Annotated in this window: 16 protein-coding genes; 6 read left to right on the top strand and 10 right to left on the bottom strand. The window is 54.1% G+C overall.

All coding sequences use genetic code 11. The annotated features are described in order from the left end of the window. Window positions 1-113 precede the first annotated feature (113 nt). The 7 genes from IAE55_RS33105 to rpoE all read right to left on the bottom strand — a co-directional run bounded on the left by IAE55_RS33105 (window position 114) and on the right by rpoE (window position 8,578). Window positions 114-1,388 carry a radical SAM protein gene (locus IAE55_RS33105; protein WP_116234523.1) on the bottom strand — a complete coding sequence of 425 codons (1,275 nt, stop codon included), beginning with the start codon at window positions 1,386-1,388 and terminating at the stop codon, window positions 114-116. 24 nt (window positions 1,389-1,412) lie between these two features. Beyond that, complete coding sequence (gene rho / locus IAE55_RS33100) at window positions 1,413-2,759, bottom strand: transcription termination factor Rho (protein WP_076176962.1); 1,347 nt, start codon at window positions 2,757-2,759, stop codon at window positions 1,413-1,415. A 197-nt stretch (window positions 2,760-2,956) separates the two neighbouring features. Then, window positions 2,957-4,207, bottom strand: coding sequence for a UDP-N-acetylglucosamine 1-carboxyvinyltransferase (locus IAE55_RS33095; protein ID WP_076176961.1), 1,251 nt, complete (start codon window positions 4,205-4,207; stop codon window positions 2,957-2,959). A gap of 196 nt (window positions 4,208-4,403) precedes the next feature. Beyond that, on the bottom strand, window positions 4,404-5,258 hold the full coding sequence (gene fba / locus IAE55_RS33090; RefSeq protein WP_076176960.1) for a class II fructose-1,6-bisphosphate aldolase: 855 nt from the start codon (window positions 5,256-5,258) through the stop codon (window positions 4,404-4,406). Between the two features lie 182 nt (window positions 5,259-5,440). Next, the gene (locus IAE55_RS33085; protein ID WP_076176959.1) at window positions 5,441-5,824 is read right to left on the bottom strand and encodes a response regulator; all 384 of its coding nucleotides are present in this window, start codon (window positions 5,822-5,824) and stop codon (window positions 5,441-5,443) included. 175 nt (window positions 5,825-5,999) lie between these two features. Then, window positions 6,000-7,601: a CTP synthase gene (locus IAE55_RS33080; RefSeq protein ID WP_105444911.1), complete on the bottom strand. Its 1,602-nt coding sequence runs from the start codon at window positions 7,599-7,601 to the stop codon at window positions 6,000-6,002. Window positions 7,602-8,020: 419 nt separating this feature from the next. Next, window positions 8,021-8,578 carry a DNA-directed RNA polymerase subunit delta gene (gene rpoE, locus IAE55_RS33075; protein WP_105444912.1) on the bottom strand — a complete coding sequence of 186 codons (558 nt, stop codon included), beginning with the start codon at window positions 8,576-8,578 and terminating at the stop codon, window positions 8,021-8,023. Window positions 8,579-8,964: 386 nt separating this feature from the next. On the opposite strand from rpoE, the gene IAE55_RS33070 reads away from it, so the two are divergent. After that, complete coding sequence (locus IAE55_RS33070; protein WP_105444913.1) at window positions 8,965-10,128, top strand: S8 family peptidase; 1,164 nt, start codon at window positions 8,965-8,967, stop codon at window positions 10,126-10,128. 156 nt (window positions 10,129-10,284) lie between these two features. Here the strand turns inward: IAE55_RS33070 and argS are convergent, their stop codons facing one another. The 3 genes from argS to IAE55_RS33055 all read right to left on the bottom strand — a co-directional run bounded on the left by argS (window position 10,285) and on the right by IAE55_RS33055 (window position 13,826). Beyond that, a complete protein-coding gene (gene argS, locus IAE55_RS33065) occupies window positions 10,285-11,964 on the bottom strand; it encodes an arginine--tRNA ligase (RefSeq protein ID WP_200634926.1) in 1,680 nt (559 codons plus the stop codon). Then, window positions 11,961-12,386 carry a DUF1934 domain-containing protein gene (locus IAE55_RS33060; RefSeq protein ID WP_076176954.1) on the bottom strand — a complete coding sequence of 142 codons (426 nt, stop codon included), beginning with the start codon at window positions 12,384-12,386 and terminating at the stop codon, window positions 11,961-11,963. Before IAE55_RS33060 ends, argS begins: the two co-directional genes overlap by 4 nt. A 240-nt stretch (window positions 12,387-12,626) precedes the next feature. Next, window positions 12,627-13,826 (bottom strand): WD40/YVTN/BNR-like repeat-containing protein, encoded by a 1,200-nt coding sequence (locus IAE55_RS33055; RefSeq protein ID WP_200634925.1) that lies wholly within the window; start codon window positions 13,824-13,826, stop codon window positions 12,627-12,629. Between the two features lie 188 nt (window positions 13,827-14,014). Here IAE55_RS33055 and IAE55_RS33050 point away from each other — a divergent pair, with 188 nt between their 5' ends. From IAE55_RS33050 to IAE55_RS33030, 5 genes are all read left to right on the top strand, one after another. Beyond that, a complete protein-coding gene (locus IAE55_RS33050) occupies window positions 14,015-14,980 on the top strand; it encodes a carbohydrate ABC transporter permease (RefSeq protein WP_105444917.1) in 966 nt (321 codons plus the stop codon). Beyond that, on the top strand, window positions 14,977-15,813 hold the full coding sequence (locus IAE55_RS33045) for a carbohydrate ABC transporter permease (protein WP_076176951.1): 837 nt from the start codon (window positions 14,977-14,979) through the stop codon (window positions 15,811-15,813). The genes IAE55_RS33050 and IAE55_RS33045 overlap by 4 nt, the downstream gene beginning before the upstream one ends. Window positions 15,814-15,982: 169 nt before the next feature. Further along, window positions 15,983-17,770 (top strand): cache domain-containing sensor histidine kinase, encoded by a 1,788-nt coding sequence (locus IAE55_RS33040; RefSeq protein WP_200634924.1) that lies wholly within the window; start codon window positions 15,983-15,985, stop codon window positions 17,768-17,770. Further along, window positions 17,745-19,364, top strand: coding sequence for a response regulator transcription factor (locus tag IAE55_RS33035; protein ID WP_145165285.1), 1,620 nt, complete (start codon window positions 17,745-17,747; stop codon window positions 19,362-19,364). Before IAE55_RS33040 ends, IAE55_RS33035 begins: the two co-directional genes overlap by 26 nt. A 173-nt stretch (window positions 19,365-19,537) precedes the next feature. Beyond that, entirely contained in the window at window positions 19,538-20,827 is a 1,290-nt protein-coding gene (locus IAE55_RS33030) for an ABC transporter substrate-binding protein (protein ID WP_076176948.1), read from the top strand. Window positions 20,828-20,952: the final 125 nt, after the last annotated feature.

Raw genomic sequence — 20,952 nt, 5'->3', positions numbered from 1 at the left:
CTCTTTTTGCCCTGAGCCTCAGGCGGACCCAGAGTTATGTTGACACATAAATTCATTATAGCAGGGACGCGCCTATAAATCAATGGTTTCTTCCCGTTCCAGGCGCTGCCGGATTAAGACAGAATCGGCTTTTTCGGGCGGATCAAGCTTGGAGGCGGAACATGGGTATAGGAACCGATGACCACATCCGGAAGCTCCGCTTGAAAAATTTCAATCGCCTGCTTCATCCCCAAAATTTCGCCTTTGGCCGGCGGGATCAATTCCAAATAGCTCTCGGGATCAATGTTCAGGTTGCGCAGCTGAATCAGCTTCAGATTGGTCCGGCGCGCAAACTCCACCATCGCCTCGATTTCTTCTTCGCGGTCTGTGACGCCAGGGAAAATCAAATAGTTGATGGACGTGTAAACGCCTTGGTCCGACGCATACTTCAGCGATTTCTCCACATTGGCAAGCGTGTAACCACGCGGCTTATAGTAGGCGTTGTAATGGTCGTCCAGCGCGCTGATCGTGCTCACCCGCATCAGGTCCAGACCCGCATCGACGATGCCGCGGATGAAATCCGTCAGGCCAGCATTCGTGTTGATATTAATATATCCCATATCCGTGATCGAACGCACCTCGCGCATCGCTTCAATGATGATTTTTGCCTGCGTGGAGGGTTCGCCTTCGCAGCCTTGTCCGAAGCTGATGATCGACTCCGGCGTTTTTAAATGCTCCAGCATAATTTGAACGAGCTCGTCCACCCTCGGTTTGAAATTCATCCGAGTCTGGGGCGCCACAAATCCGCTGTCATCCGGTTGTTCTGAAATACATCCGAAGCAGCCGGCATTACAAGAGTAAGATACCGGAACAGCCCCTTCCCAACGATTCAAAAAGGTATTGGATGCGGTCAGACATTCATAACCGAGCGCACAATTAGACAAATGCTGGTACAGCCGGTTCTCCGGATACTTCTCCGTCAGGCGCTTCACGCCGAGCTCCAATTCCTCTACATCGCAGTTCAGCGGGTTCCACTTCTCCGGGTCGTCCGACAGTCTGCCCGTCGTGTAAAATTGCCCGTCCTTCCACACGACAGCCGAGTAACCAAAGAGCGGCAGCTTGTATTCCTTGTCCGTCTTCACATAGCCGGGCAGGCATAACCGGGTGTATCCCTGCGGGAGCAGTGCCCCCACAGCCTGAGCGTCTCCCGGGAGCGCCGTCATCTCACCCGTTTCCGGATCCATACCGATGGCACGGGTGTTGGGGAGGCCGACCAGCGTCGCGCCTTCCGGCAGGGGAATCAGCTCATCTTCCATAATTTCCACGATCATATCCGCGCTGCGGCCGAGACCGTACAGTGTGGGATGATCAAATACGTTGCCTTTTTCATCGGCATATACCAGATACATGATGTTCTCCTCTTTATGCTAAATTTAAGTCAGCGGCACGGAAGCCGTCGACGGGCGTGAGGTGCGCCGGTTGCTGCTGTGGCTGTTCGAGGACGATGAGGAACTGCGGCTATGGCCGTTTCCTGCTCCATGCACGTCAAAGGAAGCCAAAAATTCGGCATTGGTTTTGCAGTCACGCAATTTCTTCAAGAATCCCTCCACGAAGTCGGCGGATTCGTTCATATTTTTACGGATCGCCCAAATGGTATCGAGCTCATCCTTTGTTAACAGCACTTCTTCACGACGCGTTCCCGAACGGCGGATATCGATGGCCGGGAAAATGCGGCGCTCGGCCAGCTTGCGGTCCAGGTGCAGCTCCATGTTGCCGGTTCCCTTAAACTCTTCATAAATGATATCGTCCATCCGCGAACCGGTATCAATCAGCGCTGTGGCCAAAATGGTCAGACTGCCGCCTTCCTCCACGTTCCGGGCAGAACCAAAGAACCGCTTCGGACGATGGAATGCCGCCGGATCGATACCGCCGCTCAGCGTACGTCCGGATGGCGGGATGACCAGGTTGTAAGCACGGGCCAGACGGGTGATGCTGTCCATCAAAATGACAACGTCCTTCTTATGCTCAACCAGACGCAGCGCGCGTTCAAGCACCAGTTCCGCAACCTTGATGTGGTTCTCCGGCAGCTCATCAAACGTTGACGCAACCACCTCTCCTTTTACGGAACGTTGCATATCCGTCACTTCCTCAGGTCGTTCGTCAATCAGCAGTACAAAAAGTTCAATCTCGGGATTGTTGGTGGAAATGCTGTTGGCAATTTCTTTTAAGAGGAGCGTTTTACCTGCTTTTGGAGGTGCAACGATCAAACCGCGCTGTCCCAGACCGACCGGGGCGAGCAAATCCATAATTCGAGTAGACAAATGGTTAGGGGATGTTTCAAGCACAAGTTTCTTTTGCGGATAGAGAGGAGTCAGTGCCGGAAAGTGTAACCGTTCGGATGCCGTCTCCGGGCTCTCCCCGTTGACCGCATTGACTTGCAGCAAACCGAAATACCGCTCGTTCTCCTTCGGTGCGCGGCACTTCCCTGATACCAAGTCTCCCGTACGAAGGTCGAATTTACGAATCTGGGAGGCGGAGATATAAATGTCCTCGGTGCTTGGCAGGTAATTGATCGGCCTTAGGAAGCCGTAACCTTCCGGGAGAATCTCGAGCACACCTTCCATAAACATAAGTCCGCTCTGTTCGGCCTGCGCTCTCAAAATAGCAAAAATCAGTTCTTTCTTCTTCAACTGACCGTAATAAGGGATCTGGTACTTCTTCGCCAGTTTGTACAATTCGGTCAGCTTCATTTCTTCCAAATCGGCAATTTGTAAATCCATGTAATAACCACCTATTCAATTTTATAAGTCCTGACAAGAGCTTAGCATCAATTGGATGAAGACGCTAATCTATGAGTCTATGAAAATCCTCATTAGGATAGGATTACCCAAATTAGAAGGAGATATGCAGGTCATGATGAAAAAATCAGCTTCATTCAATCTATTTCCCGCATTCTCCTAATATTACAGCACCCTGATTATTGCTCGCGCCAAACATCGGCGCCAAGCATCCGCAGATTGCTGACGAGGTGATCGTAACCCCTGTCGATGTACTCCACGCCAGTCACTTCCGTCACGCCTTCCTCGACTGTAAGGCCGGCGATCACCAGCGCAGCCCCCGCTCTGAGGTCAGAAGCCTTGACTTTGGCCGCATTTAGGCGGCTCTTCTCGATGACGGCCGAACGGCCCTCGACGCGAATTTTAGCGCCCATGCGGACCAGCTCCGGCACATGCTTAAACCGGTTGCTGTAGACAAAATCGCTGAGCACGCTTACGCCTTCGGCCTGGGTTAGCAGACTGGTCATTGGCGATTGTAAATCTGTAGCAAAACCTGGGTATATCAGTGCTTTCACATCGACATGGCCATATGATGGACTCCCCATCACGCGAATGCTCTCGTCGAGCTCCTCGATTTGGACCCCCATCTCCAGCAGCTTGGCTGTGACAGCTTCCAAATGCTTAGGAATAATATTGTCGATCAATACGTCACCGCGCGTTGCCGCTGCGGCAATCATATATGTTCCCGCCTGGATCCGGTCCGGGATGATGGAATGGCGGCAGCCGTGCAGCTCGGATACGCCTTCGATACGAATCGTTTCCGTGCCGGCGCCTTTAATAATGGCTCCCATGGAGTTCAGAAGCGTGGCCACATCTATAATTTCAGGCTCTTTCGCCGCATTTTCAATAATTGTGGAGCCTTTGGCTCTGGCAGCCGCCAGCATAATGTTAATCGTCGCGCCTACGCTGGATACGTCGAGGTAAATTTTTGCCCCGCGCAGCTCCTTCGCATGGAGATGAATCGCGCCATGCTCGTTCGTCACGGTCGCGCCCAGCGCTTCAAAACCTTTAATATGCTGATCGATCGGACGGGGCTCGAAATTGCATCCTCCCGGCAGACCGACGACAGCCTCCTTAAACCGGCCAAGCAGCGCACCCATCATATAATAGGAGGCTCTCAGCTTCTTCACCGGCCCGTTGGGCATCGGAATGGATACGATCCGCGAAGGATCGATGTTCATCTGGCTGCCATCCCAAGACACCTTTGCCCCAAGCTCTTCCAGTATTTCTGCATAAACCGCCACATCACTAAGCAGCGGCAGGTTGTCCAGTATTACTTCGGACTCCGCCAAAATAGCCGCGGGAATCAACGCGATGGCGCTGTTCTTCGCCCCACTGATTGAAACGGTGCCTTGCAGTGGGCGTCCACCGCTGATCATCAATTTTTCCATAAGCTAAGGTTCCCCCCACATACTTCGCAGCCGCAAAATAGTTCTGTGTCCATTTTGGTGTATGAAATGGAAAAACACCGGCTAAGCGGTGTGCTTTCCATTCCTTGCTATTCAATTGGGCGCCCCGGAGCGGGGCAGCCCTCTATATCATGAACCACACCGTAGGGCTGGGCCCTACTTCAAACCTTGTGTAACATTAAGCCTGGTTGTTGGATCCAAACTCACGGATTTTGCCGACAACGGTTGCCTTGATGGCATCGCGGCCTGGAACGATGTATTTACGCGGATCGTATACGTCCGGTTTAGCAGCAAGAACTTCACGCACCGCTTTGGTGAACGAGATTTGGTTCTCGGTGTTGACGTTGATTTTGGATGTGCCCAAAGAGATGGCTTTCTTGATATCATGCGTCGGGATGCCTGTCCCACCATGAAGAACGAGCGGAAGGTTCACGGCGTCGCGAATCTCTTCCATTTCTTTAAAACCGAGGTTTGGTTCGCCTTTGTAAGGTCCATGAACAGAGCCAAGCGCCGGAGCCAGTGTGTCGATTCCGGTTTCTTTGACGATGCGTACGCAGTCATCCAGTTTGGCATACATAACAGATCCGACTACGTCATCTTCCTGACCACCGACCATTCCAACTTCGGCTTCAACGGAAACCCCTTTGGAATGCGCGTATTCAACAACTTTGCGCGTCGTTTCGATGTTGGTGTCGATCGGGCTGTGAGAGTCATCGATCATGACGGACGTAAATCCAGCGTCGATCGCTTCCTTACATTTGTCGAAGCTTGAACCGTGGTCCAGATGAATGGCTACGGGAACCGTAATCTTCATATCATGAAGCAGGCCTTCCACCATTTTTACAACGGTATAGAATCCGCCCATATGACGAGCCGCGCCTTCGGATACGCCCAGGATTACCGGGGATTTCTCTTCTTCGGCGGCAGCAAGAATCGCTTGCGTCCACTCAAGGTTGTTGATGTTGAATTGACCAACCGCATACTTCCCTTGAAGTGCTTTGTTTAACATGTCTGTCATGGATACTAATGGCATGGTTCCAATCCTCCTAAAAAGTGTTTGTCTGATCTAAGGGTTTTAAGCCGAAATTCACATTGCATTCAGCGCTATTATACCACATCATATTGTAAATGCTAAACAAGCATTTGAAATTAAGCAGATATAGGAAGGGCAGGGCAAAAAAAAGAATTCTGCCGGGTCAGCAGAATTCCATCGCTTTAGCCAAATTGAACCGGGCTGTCTTTGAGCTGCATGTTTACCGCCACCCGCATCTCATCGATATCGAACGGCTTCGTAAAGTGCATGAGTGCTCCAAGCTCGGTCGCTTCCTTGATCATATCAAGCTCTCCGTAGGCCGTCATCATGATCACTTTGATGGATGGATTCATTTCCTTGATGTGCTTCAGGATTTCAAGCCCGTCCATTCCGGGAATCTTCATATCGAGCAGAACCAGATCCGGCGATTCCTTCTCCACAATTTCCAGTGCAATCTTGCCGTTGGCCGCCTGAAACGTCGTATAACCTTCACTGTTGAACACTTCCATGAGCAAAATGCGAATACCGTTCTGGTCATCGACGATCAATACCTTTTTGTTATCCACTCAACTTACCTCCCAACAATCAGCTGCGTCCGAATCAAACCCCTAATTCCTAACTAATCTGTTAATTCCATACTCCTGCAATCTCCATTTAAAGGTATTCGCCTTCTAGATACAAATTCCTGCAACTTCATATAAATGAAAAATGGGCCTCCTGAGGGAGACCCATAGCTGTATATTAACGTTCTACTTGCAGCGCAGCCTTCACGAATTCACGGAACAACGGCTGCGGACGATTCGGACGTGACGTGAATTCCGGATGGAACTGCACAGCCAGGAACCAAGGATGGCCCGGAAGTTCCACAATTTCCACCAGACGTCCGTCCGGGGACGTTCCGGAAATGCGCAAGCCCGCTTTTTCAACCTGCTCGCGGTACTCATTGTTGAACTCATAACGATGGCGGTGTCTCTCGTAGACGAGCTCGTCATTGTAGCACTGCATCGCCAAGGAGCCCTCGGCCAGCTTGCAAGGATACAATCCAAGGCGCATCGTTCCGCCCAGATCTTCAATATCCTTCTGCTCCGGAAGCAGGTCGATCACCGGATACTCGGTGGACGGGTTGATCTCCGAGCTGTTCGCTCCTTCGAGTCCCAGCACGGAACGGGCGTATTCGATCACAGACACCTGCATGCCGAGGCAAATGCCGAAGAACGGAATTTGCTTCTCACGGGCGTAACGGATCGCCGATACTTTACCCTCAATCCCGCGGTCACCGAAGCCGCCTGGAACCAGAATGCCGCCGATGCCGTGCAGCAGCTCGCCCACGTTCTCATCGGTCACTTCTTCCGCGTTCACCCAGCGGACTTTCACATCGGCGTTTGCGTCAAAGCCTGCATGGGAAAGGGACTCAACCACACTCAAATAAGCGTCATGCAGAGCGACATATTTGCCGACGATGGCGATTTCCACCGTTTTCTCCAGCTTGTTAATGCGATCCACCAGGCTTTCCCACTCGGTCATGTCCGGCTTCGGCGTCGTCAGCTTCAAGTAGTTGACCACGATCTCGTCGAGCCCTTCATCGCGAAGGTTCAGCGGTACCTCGTAAAGCGTAGATGCGTCGCGGCACTCCACGACCGCACTTTCGTCGATATCGCAGAACAGTGCGATTTTCGCCTTCATATCCGCAGACAGCTCATGCTCCGTCCGGCATACGATCACATTCGGCTGAATGCCGATGCTGCGCAGTTCCTTCACGCTGTGCTGGGTCGGCTTGGTTTTCACTTCACCTGCAGCTTTAATGTAAGGAATCAGCGTCACGTGGATGTACATCACATTCTCGCGGCCAATTTCACTCTTGATCTGACGGATGGCCTCAAGAAACGGTAAACTTTCAATGTCGCCGACGGTTCCGCCGATTTCCGTAATCACGACGTCAGAGCCTGCTTCGCGGCCTGCACGGAACACCCGCTCCTTAATTTCGTTCGTGATATGTGGAATGACCTGAACCGTTCCGCCCAAATATTCCCCGCGGCGTTCTTTGCTGATCACCGAAGAGTACACTTTCCCCGTCGTGACATTGCTGTTCTTGGACAGGTTGATGTCGATGAATCTTTCGTAGTGCCCCAGATCAAGGTCAGTCTCGGCGCCATCGTCCGTTACGAATACTTCACCGTGCTGGTAAGGACTCATGGTGCCGGGGTCTACGTTCAAATACGGATCGAATTTCTGGATCGTCACCTTTAAACCCCTATTTTTAAGCAGCCTTCCGAGTGAAGCGGCGGTAATCCCTTTACCCAAGGAAGACACGACCCCGCCCGTCACAAAAATATACTTTGTCACTGTAAAAACCCTCCTATTAAAGTCCAGAAATTCAGGCGACATATGATGTTTAGCGTAACCCAATTCACGTTTTTTCATCGGAATCGGGCCGAAACAAGTTTGTTGCTTTCTCTCTCTGTGAACAACAATGCGCCATTTGAAATCAAATGGCACAATTGGGTAATCGACATTATATAGATTGAACTAAAAAAGACGAATCATTTCCATTCCATTCCCAGTTCATCTACCCCCGCGAATATGGTGGAAGGAGAGTTCCGCTTCCATGACATACCGCATTAAAAAACAAAAAAGTGACACCCGTAGTACGGGGCACTTTTTATTATTTTACGCATATTTAAATCTCAATCATAAGCCCATGCAATAGTTTACTCTGTGCCTTGTCCCCTGTCAAGAGAGGATTGGCGATTCTGCGGATGGAATTAATCTTCGTCCTCATCGAGGTCGTCTTCTTCTTCCTCTTCCTCATCCTCTTCAACGGCGTCTTCATCTTCCAGGTCCTCGTCGTCGAGCATCACGTCTTCGTCTTCTTCCACTTCTTCCTCGGAATCGTCATCGGAATAGATGTCGTCATGATCCTCGTCGATCCGGTCGAAATCATCGTCGCTGTCCTCAGCAAACGTATCTTCCTCGTCCGTGAAATCGTCATCCTCATCATCGTCGTCATCGTTAATGATGCGCGGACGCTTGGCGCTGCTGATCGGATCTTCGGAGCGGTCAATCGGATACCAGCGCTTGAGTCCCCACAGGTTCGTTCCTACGCAGGCAAACCGGCCGTCGATATTAATTTCTGTATATAGCTGCGCAACGGTCTCTTTAACTTCTTCATCCGTCAAACCGCGAAGCTTGGCTACCTCTTTCATCAGGTCGAGATAATAAAACGGCGTATTCGCCGCCTTCAAAATGGCAAAGGCCAGGTCGACCATTGGCATTTCCCGGATTCTCTCGGGATCCATTTTAAGCTGGAGTGAGTTACTCACTTACGGACACTTCCTCTCACGCAAAGTTCACCTTATATATCGTTACTTATAACAACATATCCATTATCAAAACTAAGTAAAACCTATTTATAAATAAAATGCAAGTTTTAAGTGTATAAAGGAAGACTGCAAGGTTGTCCCAAAAAAGGCGAATGAAAAGGCGGAGTATCCTCCGCCTTCCGACTGTATCCGCCCACGAAGGAGAAACTCCTCACGGGACCTGGAAAGAGACGCCCATGGCCTCTTCAGTCTATATTATGTCCGCCTCCGGTTTTTGACATCGGGGCAGGGCCTATTTCGTCAAAAAAGGGCATGTTCCCACTCCTGCCGCACTCCCCGCTCATACAATGCAAAAGCAGGGTTCATTATGAGGGGGACTGCCCAACATGGACTACACCAATTTTATCCAGATGCTGCTTGAAGATATGGAGAGTCCCGTATCGTCCGGAGAAAAAAATATTATCAGGTTTCGCGAACCGCGGCATTTCTATGCCTGTCAGGATCGGCTGCAGACGCTTCACCTTCGGTATCCGAACATGCCCGGCATCCAGGTGTCCGATCTCCTCGAGGCCATGATCGCTCCGTTTCCGGTCAGCAGCAGGTTGATGTCCAAGTATCATGACGATCTTATTATTGAAGAAGACACCCAAATGCAGGTCCATACCTTGGTGAACAACAAAGTCAACCAAAGCCCGGGCATTCCGTACGGAGTCAAGCAAATTCAGGCTCCCAAAGCCTGGTCAACTTCGACGGGCTACCGCATCCGGATTGGAGTGATCGATACCGGGGCCGACTACTATCATCCCGATCTGCGCCAGTCGCTGGCCAAAGGGATCAATCTGCTGCACCGGCATCTGCTGCCGCTCGATGACAACGGGCACGGCACCCACATTGCAGGAACCATTGCTGCCGCGAACGGTCCCGACGGCATGATCGGCGTCGCCCCGCGGGCCATGATTTTTCCGGTCAAAGCCTTCGACAACAACGGATCCGCCTATGTCTCGGACATTATCCAGGGGATCGACTGGTGCGTCCGCAACCGCATGCACATCATCAATATGAGTTTCGGCATGAAGACCAAAAGCAAGGCGCTGCTGGACATCGTCGGCAAGGCCTATACGGCCGGGATCTCGATCGTCGCCTCGTCCGGCAATGACGGGAAACGGCGAAGCATCGACTATCCTGCAAGGTACGGGCAGACCATATCCGTGGGAGCGACCGACCGGAACCGCCGCATCGCCAGCTTCAGCAACCGCGGCGACCTCATCGATATTTATGCGCCGGGCGATAAAATCATTTCTTCCTGGACGCGCGGCAAGTACCACGAGATGAGCGGCACCTCCATGGCGACTTCGCATGTCAGCGGATCAATCGCGCTGCTGCTTGCCCAAAATCCCGACCTGTCGCCGGCTGAAATTAAAGAGCTCCTCGTCGCAACCGCCACACCGCTGCGCCCGAGAAAAGGGCAATCCCGCGTCGTGCACACCGGTGAAATCAATGCCTACCGGCTGCTGCGTGAAGGCATCAAACGCAAAAATAATCCAAGCTAGACGAGAGCGGCCTGTACCGCTCAGGACAAACGGAGCTTCTGCTCACGTACATGCCAAATAACTACAATATTTAGCATTTGTTGAAAAAGGCCGCCTCCGGCAAATACCGGAGACGGCCTTTCATATGTTCGGCGTATTCAAAAGGGGAAGAAGGAATTACATCTTCTCCGGAGCGGATACGCCCACGATTCTCAGCACGTTGGCGATAACGGTCCGCACAGCGCCGAGCAGGGCGAAGCGTGCCTGCGTTTGAGCGGCATCTTCGGTGATAACGCGCTGCGCCTTATAGTAGCTGTGGAAAAGGGAAGCCAGGTCATACACGTAGCGGATCATCCGGTGCGGCGCGTAGCCCGCTGCAGCAGTGGCGATTTCCTCTGGCAGCTCGCCGATTTTACGGAGAAGGTCATACTCATGTTCCGTGTTCAGCACCGTGAGGTCCACTTCGGACAGCGGGAGCAGCGCAACGCCCTGCTCTTCCGCCTGACGGTAAATACTGCAAATCCGTGCGTGCGCGTACTGCACATAGAACACCGGATTTTCGTTGGACGTCGAAATGGCCAAATCCATGTCGAAATCGAGATGGGAGTCCATGCTGCGCATCGTAAAGAAGTAGCGGATGGCGTCGATGCCGACCTCTTCCATCAGGTCCTCCATCGTTACGGCTTTCCCCGTACGCTTGGACATCTTGACCTTCTCCCCGTTCTGGAACAGGCTGACCATCTGCGCGATGAGTACGGTCAATTTGTCGGGATCGTTGCCGATGGCCTGCATGGCTGCTTTCATCCGCGGGATATAGCCGTGGTGGTCGGCTCCCCAAATATTGATCATGCGGTCATAGCCGCGGTTGTATTTGTCCCGGTGATACGCGATATCCGGTGTCAGGTACGTATAGGTGCCGTCATTTTTCACCAATACACGGTCCTTGTCGTCCCCATATTCGGTCGTCCGCAGCCAAGTGGCGCCGTCCTGCTCGTACACCTGGCCTTTGGCTTTCAGTTCGTCTAGGGATGCTTCAACGAGCCCCTTCTCGTACAGGGAAGTCTCGCTGAACCATTCGTCAAAATGTACCCGGAAGCGTGCCAAATCGCGTTTGATTTTGCCAAGCTCTTTCTCCAGGCCATACGAACGGAAGAACGCCGTCCGCTCGCCCGGATCCATAGACAGCAGGGAATCGCCCTTCTCGGCGACGAGGTCCTTGGCAAACCCCTTGATATCCTCGCCGTGGTATCCGTCCTCAGGCATTTCCGCCTCCTGTCCGAGCGCCTGCAGGTACCGGGCTTCGATCGATTTGCACAGGTTTTCGACCTGGTTGCCCGCATCGTTGATATAGTATTCGCGGGTTACTTCATACCCGGCAAAGTCTAAAATGTTGCACAGGGCGTCGCCCACGGCGGCTCCCCGGGCATGTCCCAAGTGCAGGCTGCCGGTCGGATTGGCGCTGACGAACTCGACCTGCACGCGCTGTCCCTGACCGAGCTGTACGCGTCCATAGTCTTTCCCCTGTGTGTAGACCTGCTCGATGACGGGGTACAGATAGCTTTTGTTCAGCGTAAAGTTAATGAAGCCCGGGCCGGCGATTTCGGCCTTCTCGATGGACGCCTTCTTTACGTCGATATGCTCCAGGATCGCTTCAGCGATCTGGCGCGGGTTTTTCTTGGCGATCCGGGTCAGCTGCATCGCGGCGTTGGTGGCCAGGTCCCCGTGAGATTTATCTTTCGGCACCTCAAGCGTAATGCTGGGGAGCTCTTCACGGCTGGCCAGCCCGGCGGCGACCACCGCGTCCTTGACCGCCTCCAAAACCAGCTGGTGAATCTGTTCGAGTGGATTGAGTGTCATGATTGATTATCCTCCTGTATAAAAAAGCTGATGGTGAAATGCCCTGTGCATTCCTCGTATACATATAGATCGTACGCCCAGCTGATTTCCCCTGTCATTCCGTCCAGGTCCATCTTAAGGGAACGCGTATCCGTCGATAGGTTAAAGGACGTATAAGGCGAACGGTAAAAGCCGGGAAGCCGCTGCCCCTCCTGAAAAGACTGCTCGGATTCCACGGCGCCGTGCCGGATCATTTTCAGGCTGTTTGCGCCGATTTTCACTGTCGTTTTGGTCTTCCGCCCCTGCAAATCCGCTTCCGGCTCCTCGTACATCACATAGAGAGCTTGTCCGCGGGCAAATACCTGCGCCGTCATCTCCTGGTTGACCTCCTGGCCGTCATGACGGCTGCGCAGACGGACGGTAGCCTTTCTGGCATCTGGCATTACGCAATACTCCAATCTATTCTTTCCTATTGTACTACTATATCCAGTTCGCTGTATCAATTCAATACAAACCGTGCCTGCCGCAGACTGCCGCTACTGTACAGCTTTCACAGCGCCGGGGATTCGTATTCCGGGAAACCCACGCCGTCATCGAAAAAAAAGACGGAACCGCCGGTGATAACCGGCAGCCCCGTCTTATGACTGTTACCTGCAGCTTCATTCGCACCTTGATACTTCCGATTAAGGATTCAACGCTTCCTTAAAAGCGAACTTCCGGTTCCAGCTGGCACCGCCGTCATGGGTGGCATAAATCGACGATTTGGTGGCGCTGGTCACCACAAGCCAGCCCGTCTTGCCGTCCGTAAAGGAGATCCGTGAATCGTAACCATTAATGGACGGCTTTACGTTCTTCCACGTCTTTCCTCCATTATAAGTCACGCCGACAGACACCATGCCGCCCGCCGGAGAGCCGCCGGACAGAAAGGACGTCTCCTTGCCGATCAGATGCATGTTGCCGGGGTGTCCGGCTTGCTGGGCTGGCCCCTGATTAACGACAGCGGCCCCACTGCCGGGAGCCGGGCCTCCGCCTGCCGTGGATTGGGCAATGACGCGATTCCAATGCACGCCTTGATCCGTGCTGCCATACAGCGAATAGGATACCTGGGACATGCCTGAGCCGCCATAGAACAGCGCCCAGACCTGATTGTCCTTGCTGTAAATTTGTCCGCCCGCAGGATACGGGGAGTCAAATTTCACGTTCAGCTTCGTGATCCAGCTGTGCCCGCCGTCGGCCGTGCCCAGTACTTTATAGCCCGAGCCGGGAACAACGACCAGGACATACCCGTTGTTCTTATCCCGAAACGTCGCATATCTCGTATTTGCCGGCGTAGGGATTTTCACCCAGCTGTTCCCGCCGTTTTCGGTCCGGTAAGCACTATTTTGCGTGTAGGCGTACACCGTGTTCTTGCCGAGCGCCTCGAGCCGGTTAAACGGCAGATTGGCCGTATACACCTGTTTCCAATGCGATCCGCCGTCCACTGTCTTGAGCAGATGCGTCGTCTGGTGGGAAGGAAGGGTGGCGATGGCCCATCCGTTCACGTTGTCCGTAAATTTAATCTGGGCAAAGTTCCATTTCCCCGTGTAAATTTCCTGCCAGTGGCATCCCGCATCCGATGTGCCGATCATAAACCCGGTTCCTGCCGCCCGGCCCGTCGACCCGTTCAGAAACTGAATATCGGTAAAATGAAGCGGGTCCGCGCCTTCCCCCATATGCTGTTTCTGCTCTTGCTGAAGCAGGCCGTGATCGCCGCTTCCGCAGGGAGCAGGCGCCGCGGCGGCGGCCGAAGTCTGCGTTGGGGATAATCCCCAGCCCGCCGGTATCATCAGCATAAGCGCAGCGGCAGCCAAGGAAGAGTTTCTAAGCAGCTTTTTCATGATCATAACGACACCTCCATATCGATTACATTACCCTCTTTGGGGACTTGCCACTCGCAAAAAAACGTCCTCTTCCTCATTCCAGAAGTAGCAAACACCATTCAATAGTGAAAGAATTTGTGCATTCTTCGACTACAGACAAGGTTCAGCCCACGATACAATGAGAGCTACTAAAAGGCGTGAGGTGATTGATTTTGAATGCACAAACGATACCGGCGGCGGACAAGGCCCAGCCGGGCAAAAACATGAAAGCGGTTGCCAAAACGTTGAAAGGACGCTGGAACGCCCCGCTGGCCGGCTACCTGTTCATCGCCCCCTGGCTGCTGGGTTTTCTCATTTTACAGCTGTGGCCCATTATTCAATCCTTCTATTTATCTTTCACCGAGTTTTCCCTGCTGGAACCAGCCCGCTGGATCGGGCTCAAAAATTATCAGGATATTTCGCAGGACCGGCTCTTTTTCAATTCGCTGAAGGTGACCTTCCTGTACGTCATTACTTCGGTTCCCCTGAAGCTGCTGGCGGCGCTGCTGGTCGCTATGCTGCTCAACCGGAATATCCGGGGTATTTCCTTCTACCGCACGATCATTTATCTGCCGTCCCTGATCGGGGGAAGCCTGGCGGTGGCCGTGCTGTGGCGCAACATTTTCGGCCTCAACGGATTTATCAACCATCTAGTGATTCTGGTCGGCATCGCCCCGAAGAACTGGATCGGAACGCCCTCCACTGCCCTCGGAACCCTGGTGCTGCTGACGGCGTGGCAGTTCGGCTCGTCGATGATTATTTTCCTGGCCGGTCTTAAGCAGATTCCCGGGGAGCTGTACGAAGCAGCCTCCGTGGACGGGGCCACACCTTTTCGCAAATTCATCCGGATTACGCTGCCCATGCTGTCGCCCGTCATCCTGTTCAACCTGATCATGGGGATCATCAACGCGTTCCAGATGTTCACCTCGGCGTTTGTCGTTACCAACGGAGGTCCGGTCAATTCGACCGAAATGTTTGCCCTGTACCTGTACAATAAAGCCTTCGGTTCGCTGCAGATGGGCTACGCCTCGGCACTGGCCTGGATCCTGCTGGTCATTATCGGCATCGCCACAGCGATCAATTTTATTGCGTCCAAATATTGGGTGTTCTACGAAACGGAAACGGAGGGTCGCAAATGACAGGCGTTCTGAAAAAACAAAATTGGCTGGTTCATATTCTGATGATCGTGTTCTGCTTTGTGATGTTCTACCCCGTACTCTGGTGGATCGGCGCCTCCTTCAAATCGACGGCCGAGATCAGCCTGCCCTCCCTGTTCCCCAAAGTATGGCTGTGGCAGAATTATACGGAAGGCTGGAACGCGCTGCCCAAATATACGTTTACACGCTTCTTCATGAACAGCCTCAAGCTGAACGTGGCGACCACAGTGCTGCACGTCATCTCGGCCAGCTTGGTGGCCTTCGGGTTCGCCAGGCTGACCTTTCCGCTGAAAGGGCTGTGGTTTTCCATCCTGATGATGACCCTGATGCTGCCGGGCCAGGTCACGCTCATCCCGCAGTATACGATGTTCCATTCTTTCGATTGGATCAATACGTATCTGCCTCTGATCGTCCCATCGGCCATGGGGGGAGCTTTCTTTATTTTTCTGATCGTCCAATTCATCCGGGGCATTCCGCGGGAGCTTGACGAGTCGGCGAAAATCGACGGCTGCACCTGGTTCGGCATCTACCTGCGCATCGTCATGCCGCTGACCCTGCCGGCGCTGATCACGGTCATGATCTTCTCGTTTATTTGGGGCTGGGACGATTACTTTGGTCCGCTGATTTATCTGAATACTGTGGACAAATATACCGTCCCGCTGGCGCTCCGAATGTTCATCGATTCCCAGTCGGCCGTGCCGTGGGGTCAGCTGCTCGCCGTGTCCCTGCTCTCCGTGCTGCCGCCGGTCGTGATCTTCTTCCTGGCGCAGAAGCATTTTGTCGAGGGCATCGCAACGTCAGGGCTGAAAGGCTAGTCATCTTGGAGCGCAATAACGGAATCACGGGGACTCGCTCATTCCATGCTTTTCTTCCGGACCTTATCGTCAACGCAAGCCTCTTTCCAGGCGCGCCGTGAACGGCCGCTTTGGGATAGCAGCGCGTTAACGCTATGGCATCGCCGCACCCAAGAGGAGGGGAAAAGCCATGAATCCGTTTCGCATGTTCCGTATCGATTATGTGTTTTTCTTCAGCTTTGCCGCTTTTATCGCGGTCCTGATCACTATCATGATGATCGTCAGCTACCGGTTCTCCGCCAATGAGCAGGCGGACAGTGCCTCCATGTACCAGCAGGCGGTGCTGCAGCAGCTCAACAAGCAGCTCACCGACCAGATGAGCGCCGTGGAGCAGACCTCGCTCGCCGTAGCCATCAACTCCCCGCTGGTCAATTATTTGACGATGAAAGGAGACTATTATGCCCGCAAAACGGCCAGGGACGAGCTGAACCGGGATTATCTGGCGCCGATGCTGAACAGCTCCCGCTCGATGTTCTCCTTTCAGATTTATATGAGCGATCCGCTGCAAGTCGACCCGAACGCCAACATTCAGTACCTCCCGCTAGCTTACGCCAGCCGGGAAAGCTGGTACCCAGCCGTCGACAAAGCCGACTTCGTCTGGATCGGACAGCGTGAGGTCGGCTCGCCGCAGGGGAAGCAGCAGGTCATCAGCTTTATCCGTAAAATCACAACGCCGGACGGGGTGAACCGCGGAATCCTCATTATCAACGTCCGCGTCAAATTTCTGCAGGATATCCTGACCGAGGACAATTCCTCGGCCAGCCGGCTGCTGCTCGATTCCGGCGGCCGGATGATCATGCACACCCGGATCGCTCCGCCTCCCGGAGAAATCGATGCCATTCTGAAGGAGGTCAGCGGAGATGCCGGCCATGCGCATCAGCTGCTGGAAGCGGCAGGCTCGCTCCCGGAGAAGAACATGCTGACCGTCTGGTCCCGCACGGCGCCCGGCAGCTGGATGCTGGTCGAGCTTACGCCATGGAAGGACATCACAGGCGGAAGTGTCCGCCTGGCATGGACCATGGCTGCGATCGGAGCGGCCGCCATCCTGCTGTCGGTATTCTTCACGCTGTTCCTTTCGAGGAATTTCACGGTGCCGATCCGGAAGCTGGTCCAGCTGATGCAGGCGTTCAATCCCGGCAAGAAAGGGCTTCCGCTGCCTACGGAATACCGCAACGAATTCGGCAGTCTCTTCAGCGGCTACCGCAAATTGACCGAGCGGATCGAGACGCTGTACCAATCGCTGGAACAGCAGTACAAGGCGCAGCGCGAGGCGGAAATCAAGGCGCTGCAGGCGATGATCAACCCCCATTTTCTCTACAACACCTTGGATCAGCTGAACTGGATGGCACTGGAGGCCGGCCAGGAGGAGATCAGCCGGGTGCTTGAACTGATGGGGCAAATGTTCCGTATCGGGTTGTCCGGCGGCGAATCCCTGATTCCGATGCAGGATGAGCTGCTTCACGTCGAATGCTATTTGAAAATTCAGCAGTTCAAAAGGGGCCAAGGTCTGAACTGGGAAATCGACTGTCCGGAGGATCTGCGGCAGCTTCTGATTCCGAAGCTGACCCTGCAGCCCTTCGTGGAAAACGCCATCGTGCACGGCTTCCATGGACGCAGCCATGGCCGAATCGTCCTGAATGCCGTGCAAGAGGACCGCGGCATCCGGATCCGAATCCGGGATGACGGCGTCGGCCTGCGGGACGATTGGAAGACCCGGAGGCGCCATCCGACGGGCGGATACGGCATCCGTAATGTAACCGAGCGCATTCAAGTATTTTTCGGTCCGCCCTTCGGCGTATCGCTCCGGAATCGTACCGGCGGATCAGGCACCGAGGCTGAAATTTATCTTCCGAAGCTGACGCAGCAGCCGGATTTGGAAGGAGGACGAAGTGATGTGGACACTCGCGATCGTGGATGACGACCGGCAGGTGCTTGGGGGGATGTCGCGGCTCATTCCCTGGGAGCAGCTCGGCATCCGCCCCATCGGGGAGGCCATGGACGGTGAAGAGGGGCTCCGGCTGATCAGAGCTGCCAAGCCGGATATCGTCATTACGGACATCTATATGCCGGTCATGAACGGGCTGGAAATGATCGAGCAGCTTCGCAAGCAGCAGTTTGACGGCAAAATCATCATCTTAAGCGGCTACTCGGACTTTGATTATGCCCGCAAAGCGCTACGGCTGCAGGTCGACGATTATTTGCCCAAGCCGGCCTCACCGGCTACGATCCGTGAGGTACTGCAGCGCGTAATCGCCGAATTGTCGGAGAAAAGAGCGGCAGAGAACCGGGAGCAGGAGCTTCAGGATCGGCTGATGCAGTACGAGCCCTACCTGGAGAGGGAATGGGTGAAATCGGTCCTCACGGGCGGGACCTTTTCCCCTCCGACCGGGCCGTACCGGATGCTGGACCGGCTTGGCTGGAAAGGCGCCCAGTTCATGATGCTGGCCCTGGAAATCAAGCGGCAGGGGCGGACGGAAGGCATCTCGGCCCGGGACTGGCACCTGTTCCGCTTTGCCGTCGGTAATACGGTCGAGGAGCTGGCCAGGCAGGATGGACTGAGGAGCTACTTTTTAGAGCTGCATAGTCACCATATGACCCTGCTGCTGTATAAGCCCCTCTCCTGGCCCGCAGAAGCGTTTCGCTCCGAGGTACTGGCACTGGCCGGGCGCATCATTGAGTCAGTGGACCGTTACCTTCAGGTCAAGCTGCGTATCGGAGCGGGCCTCCGGAAAGACGATTGGACGGCTATTGCGGATTCCACGGAAGAGGCCTTCCAGGCCCTGGCCGAGCGGCGTGAGCCGGATGCAAACCATCCCTGCGTCTACGTCTACACCGAAGCTGGCTTCCGGCATCCGGCAGCGCGAAACGTGCGTCCGGTCCGATTTTTTCAGGAAATGGCGGATGCGGTTCGGACCTTCGATGAGCCGCGGGCCCTGCTGGCGCTGGAGGATTTCGCAAGCAGCGACAGCGCCGTGGCACAGCTATCTCCCGGCGAGCTGGCAGCCCTCGGGACACAGCTGTTTGCCATCCTCTCCTTCACGCTGTACGATTCCGGCCACAAGCTTGACGACGAGCTGCCTCCTGCAGATCTGTCCAAGGAGCTGGGATTGATAGAAAACGAGCAGCAGTGGAAGGCCTGGGTGGCCGAGAAGGTTAAGCGGATCTGCCGCCGGTTTACTCCCAATGAGAACCTGAAGCATAAGGAAACGGTGGAGTTTATCATTCAGTACATTCACGAGCATTACGCCGAAAACATCCACCTTCAGGATGTCGCCGATCAGGTCTATATTTCCAAAAATTATTTGAGCACCCTGTTCCGCCAGTTCACCGGCGAGACGTTCGGCGATTATTTGACCCGGGTCCGGATGGAAAAAGCCAAGAGCATGGTCCTGGAGAAAAAGCTGCTCATCGCCGAAATTGCCGAGCGGGTCGGATACCGCAACGTTCCGTACTTTACCACGCTGTTCAAAAAGCATACCGGGCGCAGCCCGACCGAGTTCTACCGGGCCTAACGCAGCTACAGCCGCTCCTGGATCCGCCCAGTATACAGGACAAACGCAGCCGGCAGTTCACCGATATTCGTAAAATACTGAAACGATTTGTAGGATCGTCCGCTACGCGGATGTTCCTCGGCTTGGTACCTTAGAGCAAGAAAGAGTTCCGTTACTTAAGGGAGGTTCAACCAATGAGAAAATCATGGCAACGTCTTGCCGCAGGCACTGCGGCCGTCCTTATGCTGTCCCTCGTTCTATCCGCCTGCAGCGGGGTCAAGAAGGAAGAAACCGGAGCTGCGGGCACCGGTAACGGCAAGTCCATCACGCTGCGGATCATGTGGTGGGGCTCGCAGGCCCGTCACGACGCAACCTTGAAAGCGCTTGATTTATACTCCAAAAACAATCCGGGAATCACGTTCGAGCCGGAATACCAATCGTTCGACGGATACCAAGACAAGCTCTCGACCCAATCCGCAGGGAAAAACACCCCGGATATTTTCCAGATGGATGCCGCCTGGTTCAACGACTGGGCCTCCAGCGGCCGGTTGGAGGATCTCTCGTCTATTCCGACGGATAACATCGACAAGGCCCTGCTCGAAACCGGCACCTATCAAGGCAAGCTGTACGCGATGCCGCTCGGCAACAACGCCTGGGGCATGGTATACAACAAGACGATCATGGACAGCCTCGGGGTTCAGCCTCCCAAGACATGGGATGAGTTTTTCGCCATGGCCCGCGATCTGAAGCCGAAATTGGCCAAAGACCAATACCTGACCCGTGATTTAACGGCAGACGGCGCATCCTACATGTCCTATCAATTGAGCATGGGCAAAGGCTTCTCGATGAGCAAGGACGGGAAGTTCCACTACGACGAAACCACCTGGAAAGATTGGATGAACAAATGGGCACAGCTGCGCAAGGACCATCTTGTGCCTCCGCCGGATGTGACGGTGTCGGATAAATCGCAGGACGCGCAGATGGATTTGCTCATTCAGGAGAAAATTCTGCTCCGGGGCGCGCATGCCGCGGAATTCGGCGGAACGGACGCCCTGAAACCGGGTGTAATGGCGCTGACGACCCAGCCGCGGGGGACACAGGCGGGCGGATGGCTCAAAGCCTCCATGTATTGGAGCGTCAGCCCCAACAGCCAGTATAAAGACGAAGCGAAGAAGTTCATCGACTGGTTCGTCAACAGCCAGGAAGCCGGCGACATCCTCGGCACTTCCCGCGGGATTCCTGTCAACAAGACTGTCGCTGATGCGCTCAAGCCTAAGTTCACCGATGTGGACAAAAATGCACTGGGCCTGATCAACGAAGTGTCCAAGGACGGGGCCGCGTTCGACCCGGGTCCCGGCAATAAGGGCGGCTGGGCCAATTTTACGAAGGAATACGACAACATCACGCAGTCGATCATGTTCGGGAAAATCAGCATCGACGACGGCTGGAACCAAATCGTTAAACTGAGCAAAAGCTTGGACTAGCTTCGCAGCTCTATCAGAAGCATCTCAGATCACTGTCTTCGTACGAAAAAAGAAGCACCCGGCTTAACATCGGGTGAACTGTGACCCGGATTGTGGACGGTTTAAAAGAAACAGCCCTAAGCCTA

It is taken from the genome of Paenibacillus sp. S28 (assembly GCF_016624415.1).
Taxonomy (GTDB): domain Bacteria; phylum Bacillota; class Bacilli; order Paenibacillales; family Paenibacillaceae; genus Paenibacillus_AQ; species Paenibacillus_AQ favisporus.
The sequence above is the reverse complement of the archived record's forward strand: the minus strand, read 5'-3'. Positions and strand labels throughout refer to the sequence as shown.

What these genes read in the sequence shown, in the direction of transcription:
- argS (WP_200634926.1), bottom strand. Translation starts at nt 11,964, where the DNA reads ATGACACTCAATCCACTCGAACAGATTCACCAGCTGGTTTTGGAGGCG.
- IAE55_RS33040 (WP_200634924.1), top strand. Translation starts at nt 15,983, where the DNA reads ATGAATCCGTTTCGCATGTTCCGTATCGATTATGTGTTTTTCTTCAGC.
- IAE55_RS33070 (WP_105444913.1), top strand. Translation starts at nt 8,965, where the DNA reads ATGGACTACACCAATTTTATCCAGATGCTGCTTGAAGATATGGAGAGT.
- IAE55_RS33060 (WP_076176954.1), bottom strand. Translation starts at nt 12,386, where the DNA reads ATGCCAGATGCCAGAAAGGCTACCGTCCGTCTGCGCAGCCGTCATGAC.
- IAE55_RS33095 (WP_076176961.1), bottom strand. Translation starts at nt 4,207, where the DNA reads ATGGAAAAATTGATGATCAGCGGTGGACGCCCACTGCAAGGCACCGTT.
- IAE55_RS33030 (WP_076176948.1), top strand. Translation starts at nt 19,538, where the DNA reads ATGAGAAAATCATGGCAACGTCTTGCCGCAGGCACTGCGGCCGTCCTT.
- IAE55_RS33035 (WP_145165285.1), top strand. Translation starts at nt 17,745, where the DNA reads ATGTGGACACTCGCGATCGTGGATGACGACCGGCAGGTGCTTGGGGGG.
- IAE55_RS33105 (WP_116234523.1), bottom strand. Translation starts at nt 1,388, where the DNA reads ATGTATCTGGTATATGCCGATGAAAAAGGCAACGTATTTGATCATCCC.
- IAE55_RS33045 (WP_076176951.1), top strand. Translation starts at nt 14,977, where the DNA reads ATGACAGGCGTTCTGAAAAAACAAAATTGGCTGGTTCATATTCTGATG.
- IAE55_RS33055 (WP_200634925.1), bottom strand. Translation starts at nt 13,826, where the DNA reads ATGATCATGAAAAAGCTGCTTAGAAACTCTTCCTTGGCTGCCGCTGCG.
- fba (WP_076176960.1), bottom strand. Translation starts at nt 5,258, where the DNA reads ATGCCATTAGTATCCATGACAGACATGTTAAACAAAGCACTTCAAGGG.
- rho (WP_076176962.1), bottom strand. Translation starts at nt 2,759, where the DNA reads ATGGATTTACAAATTGCCGATTTGGAAGAAATGAAGCTGACCGAATTG.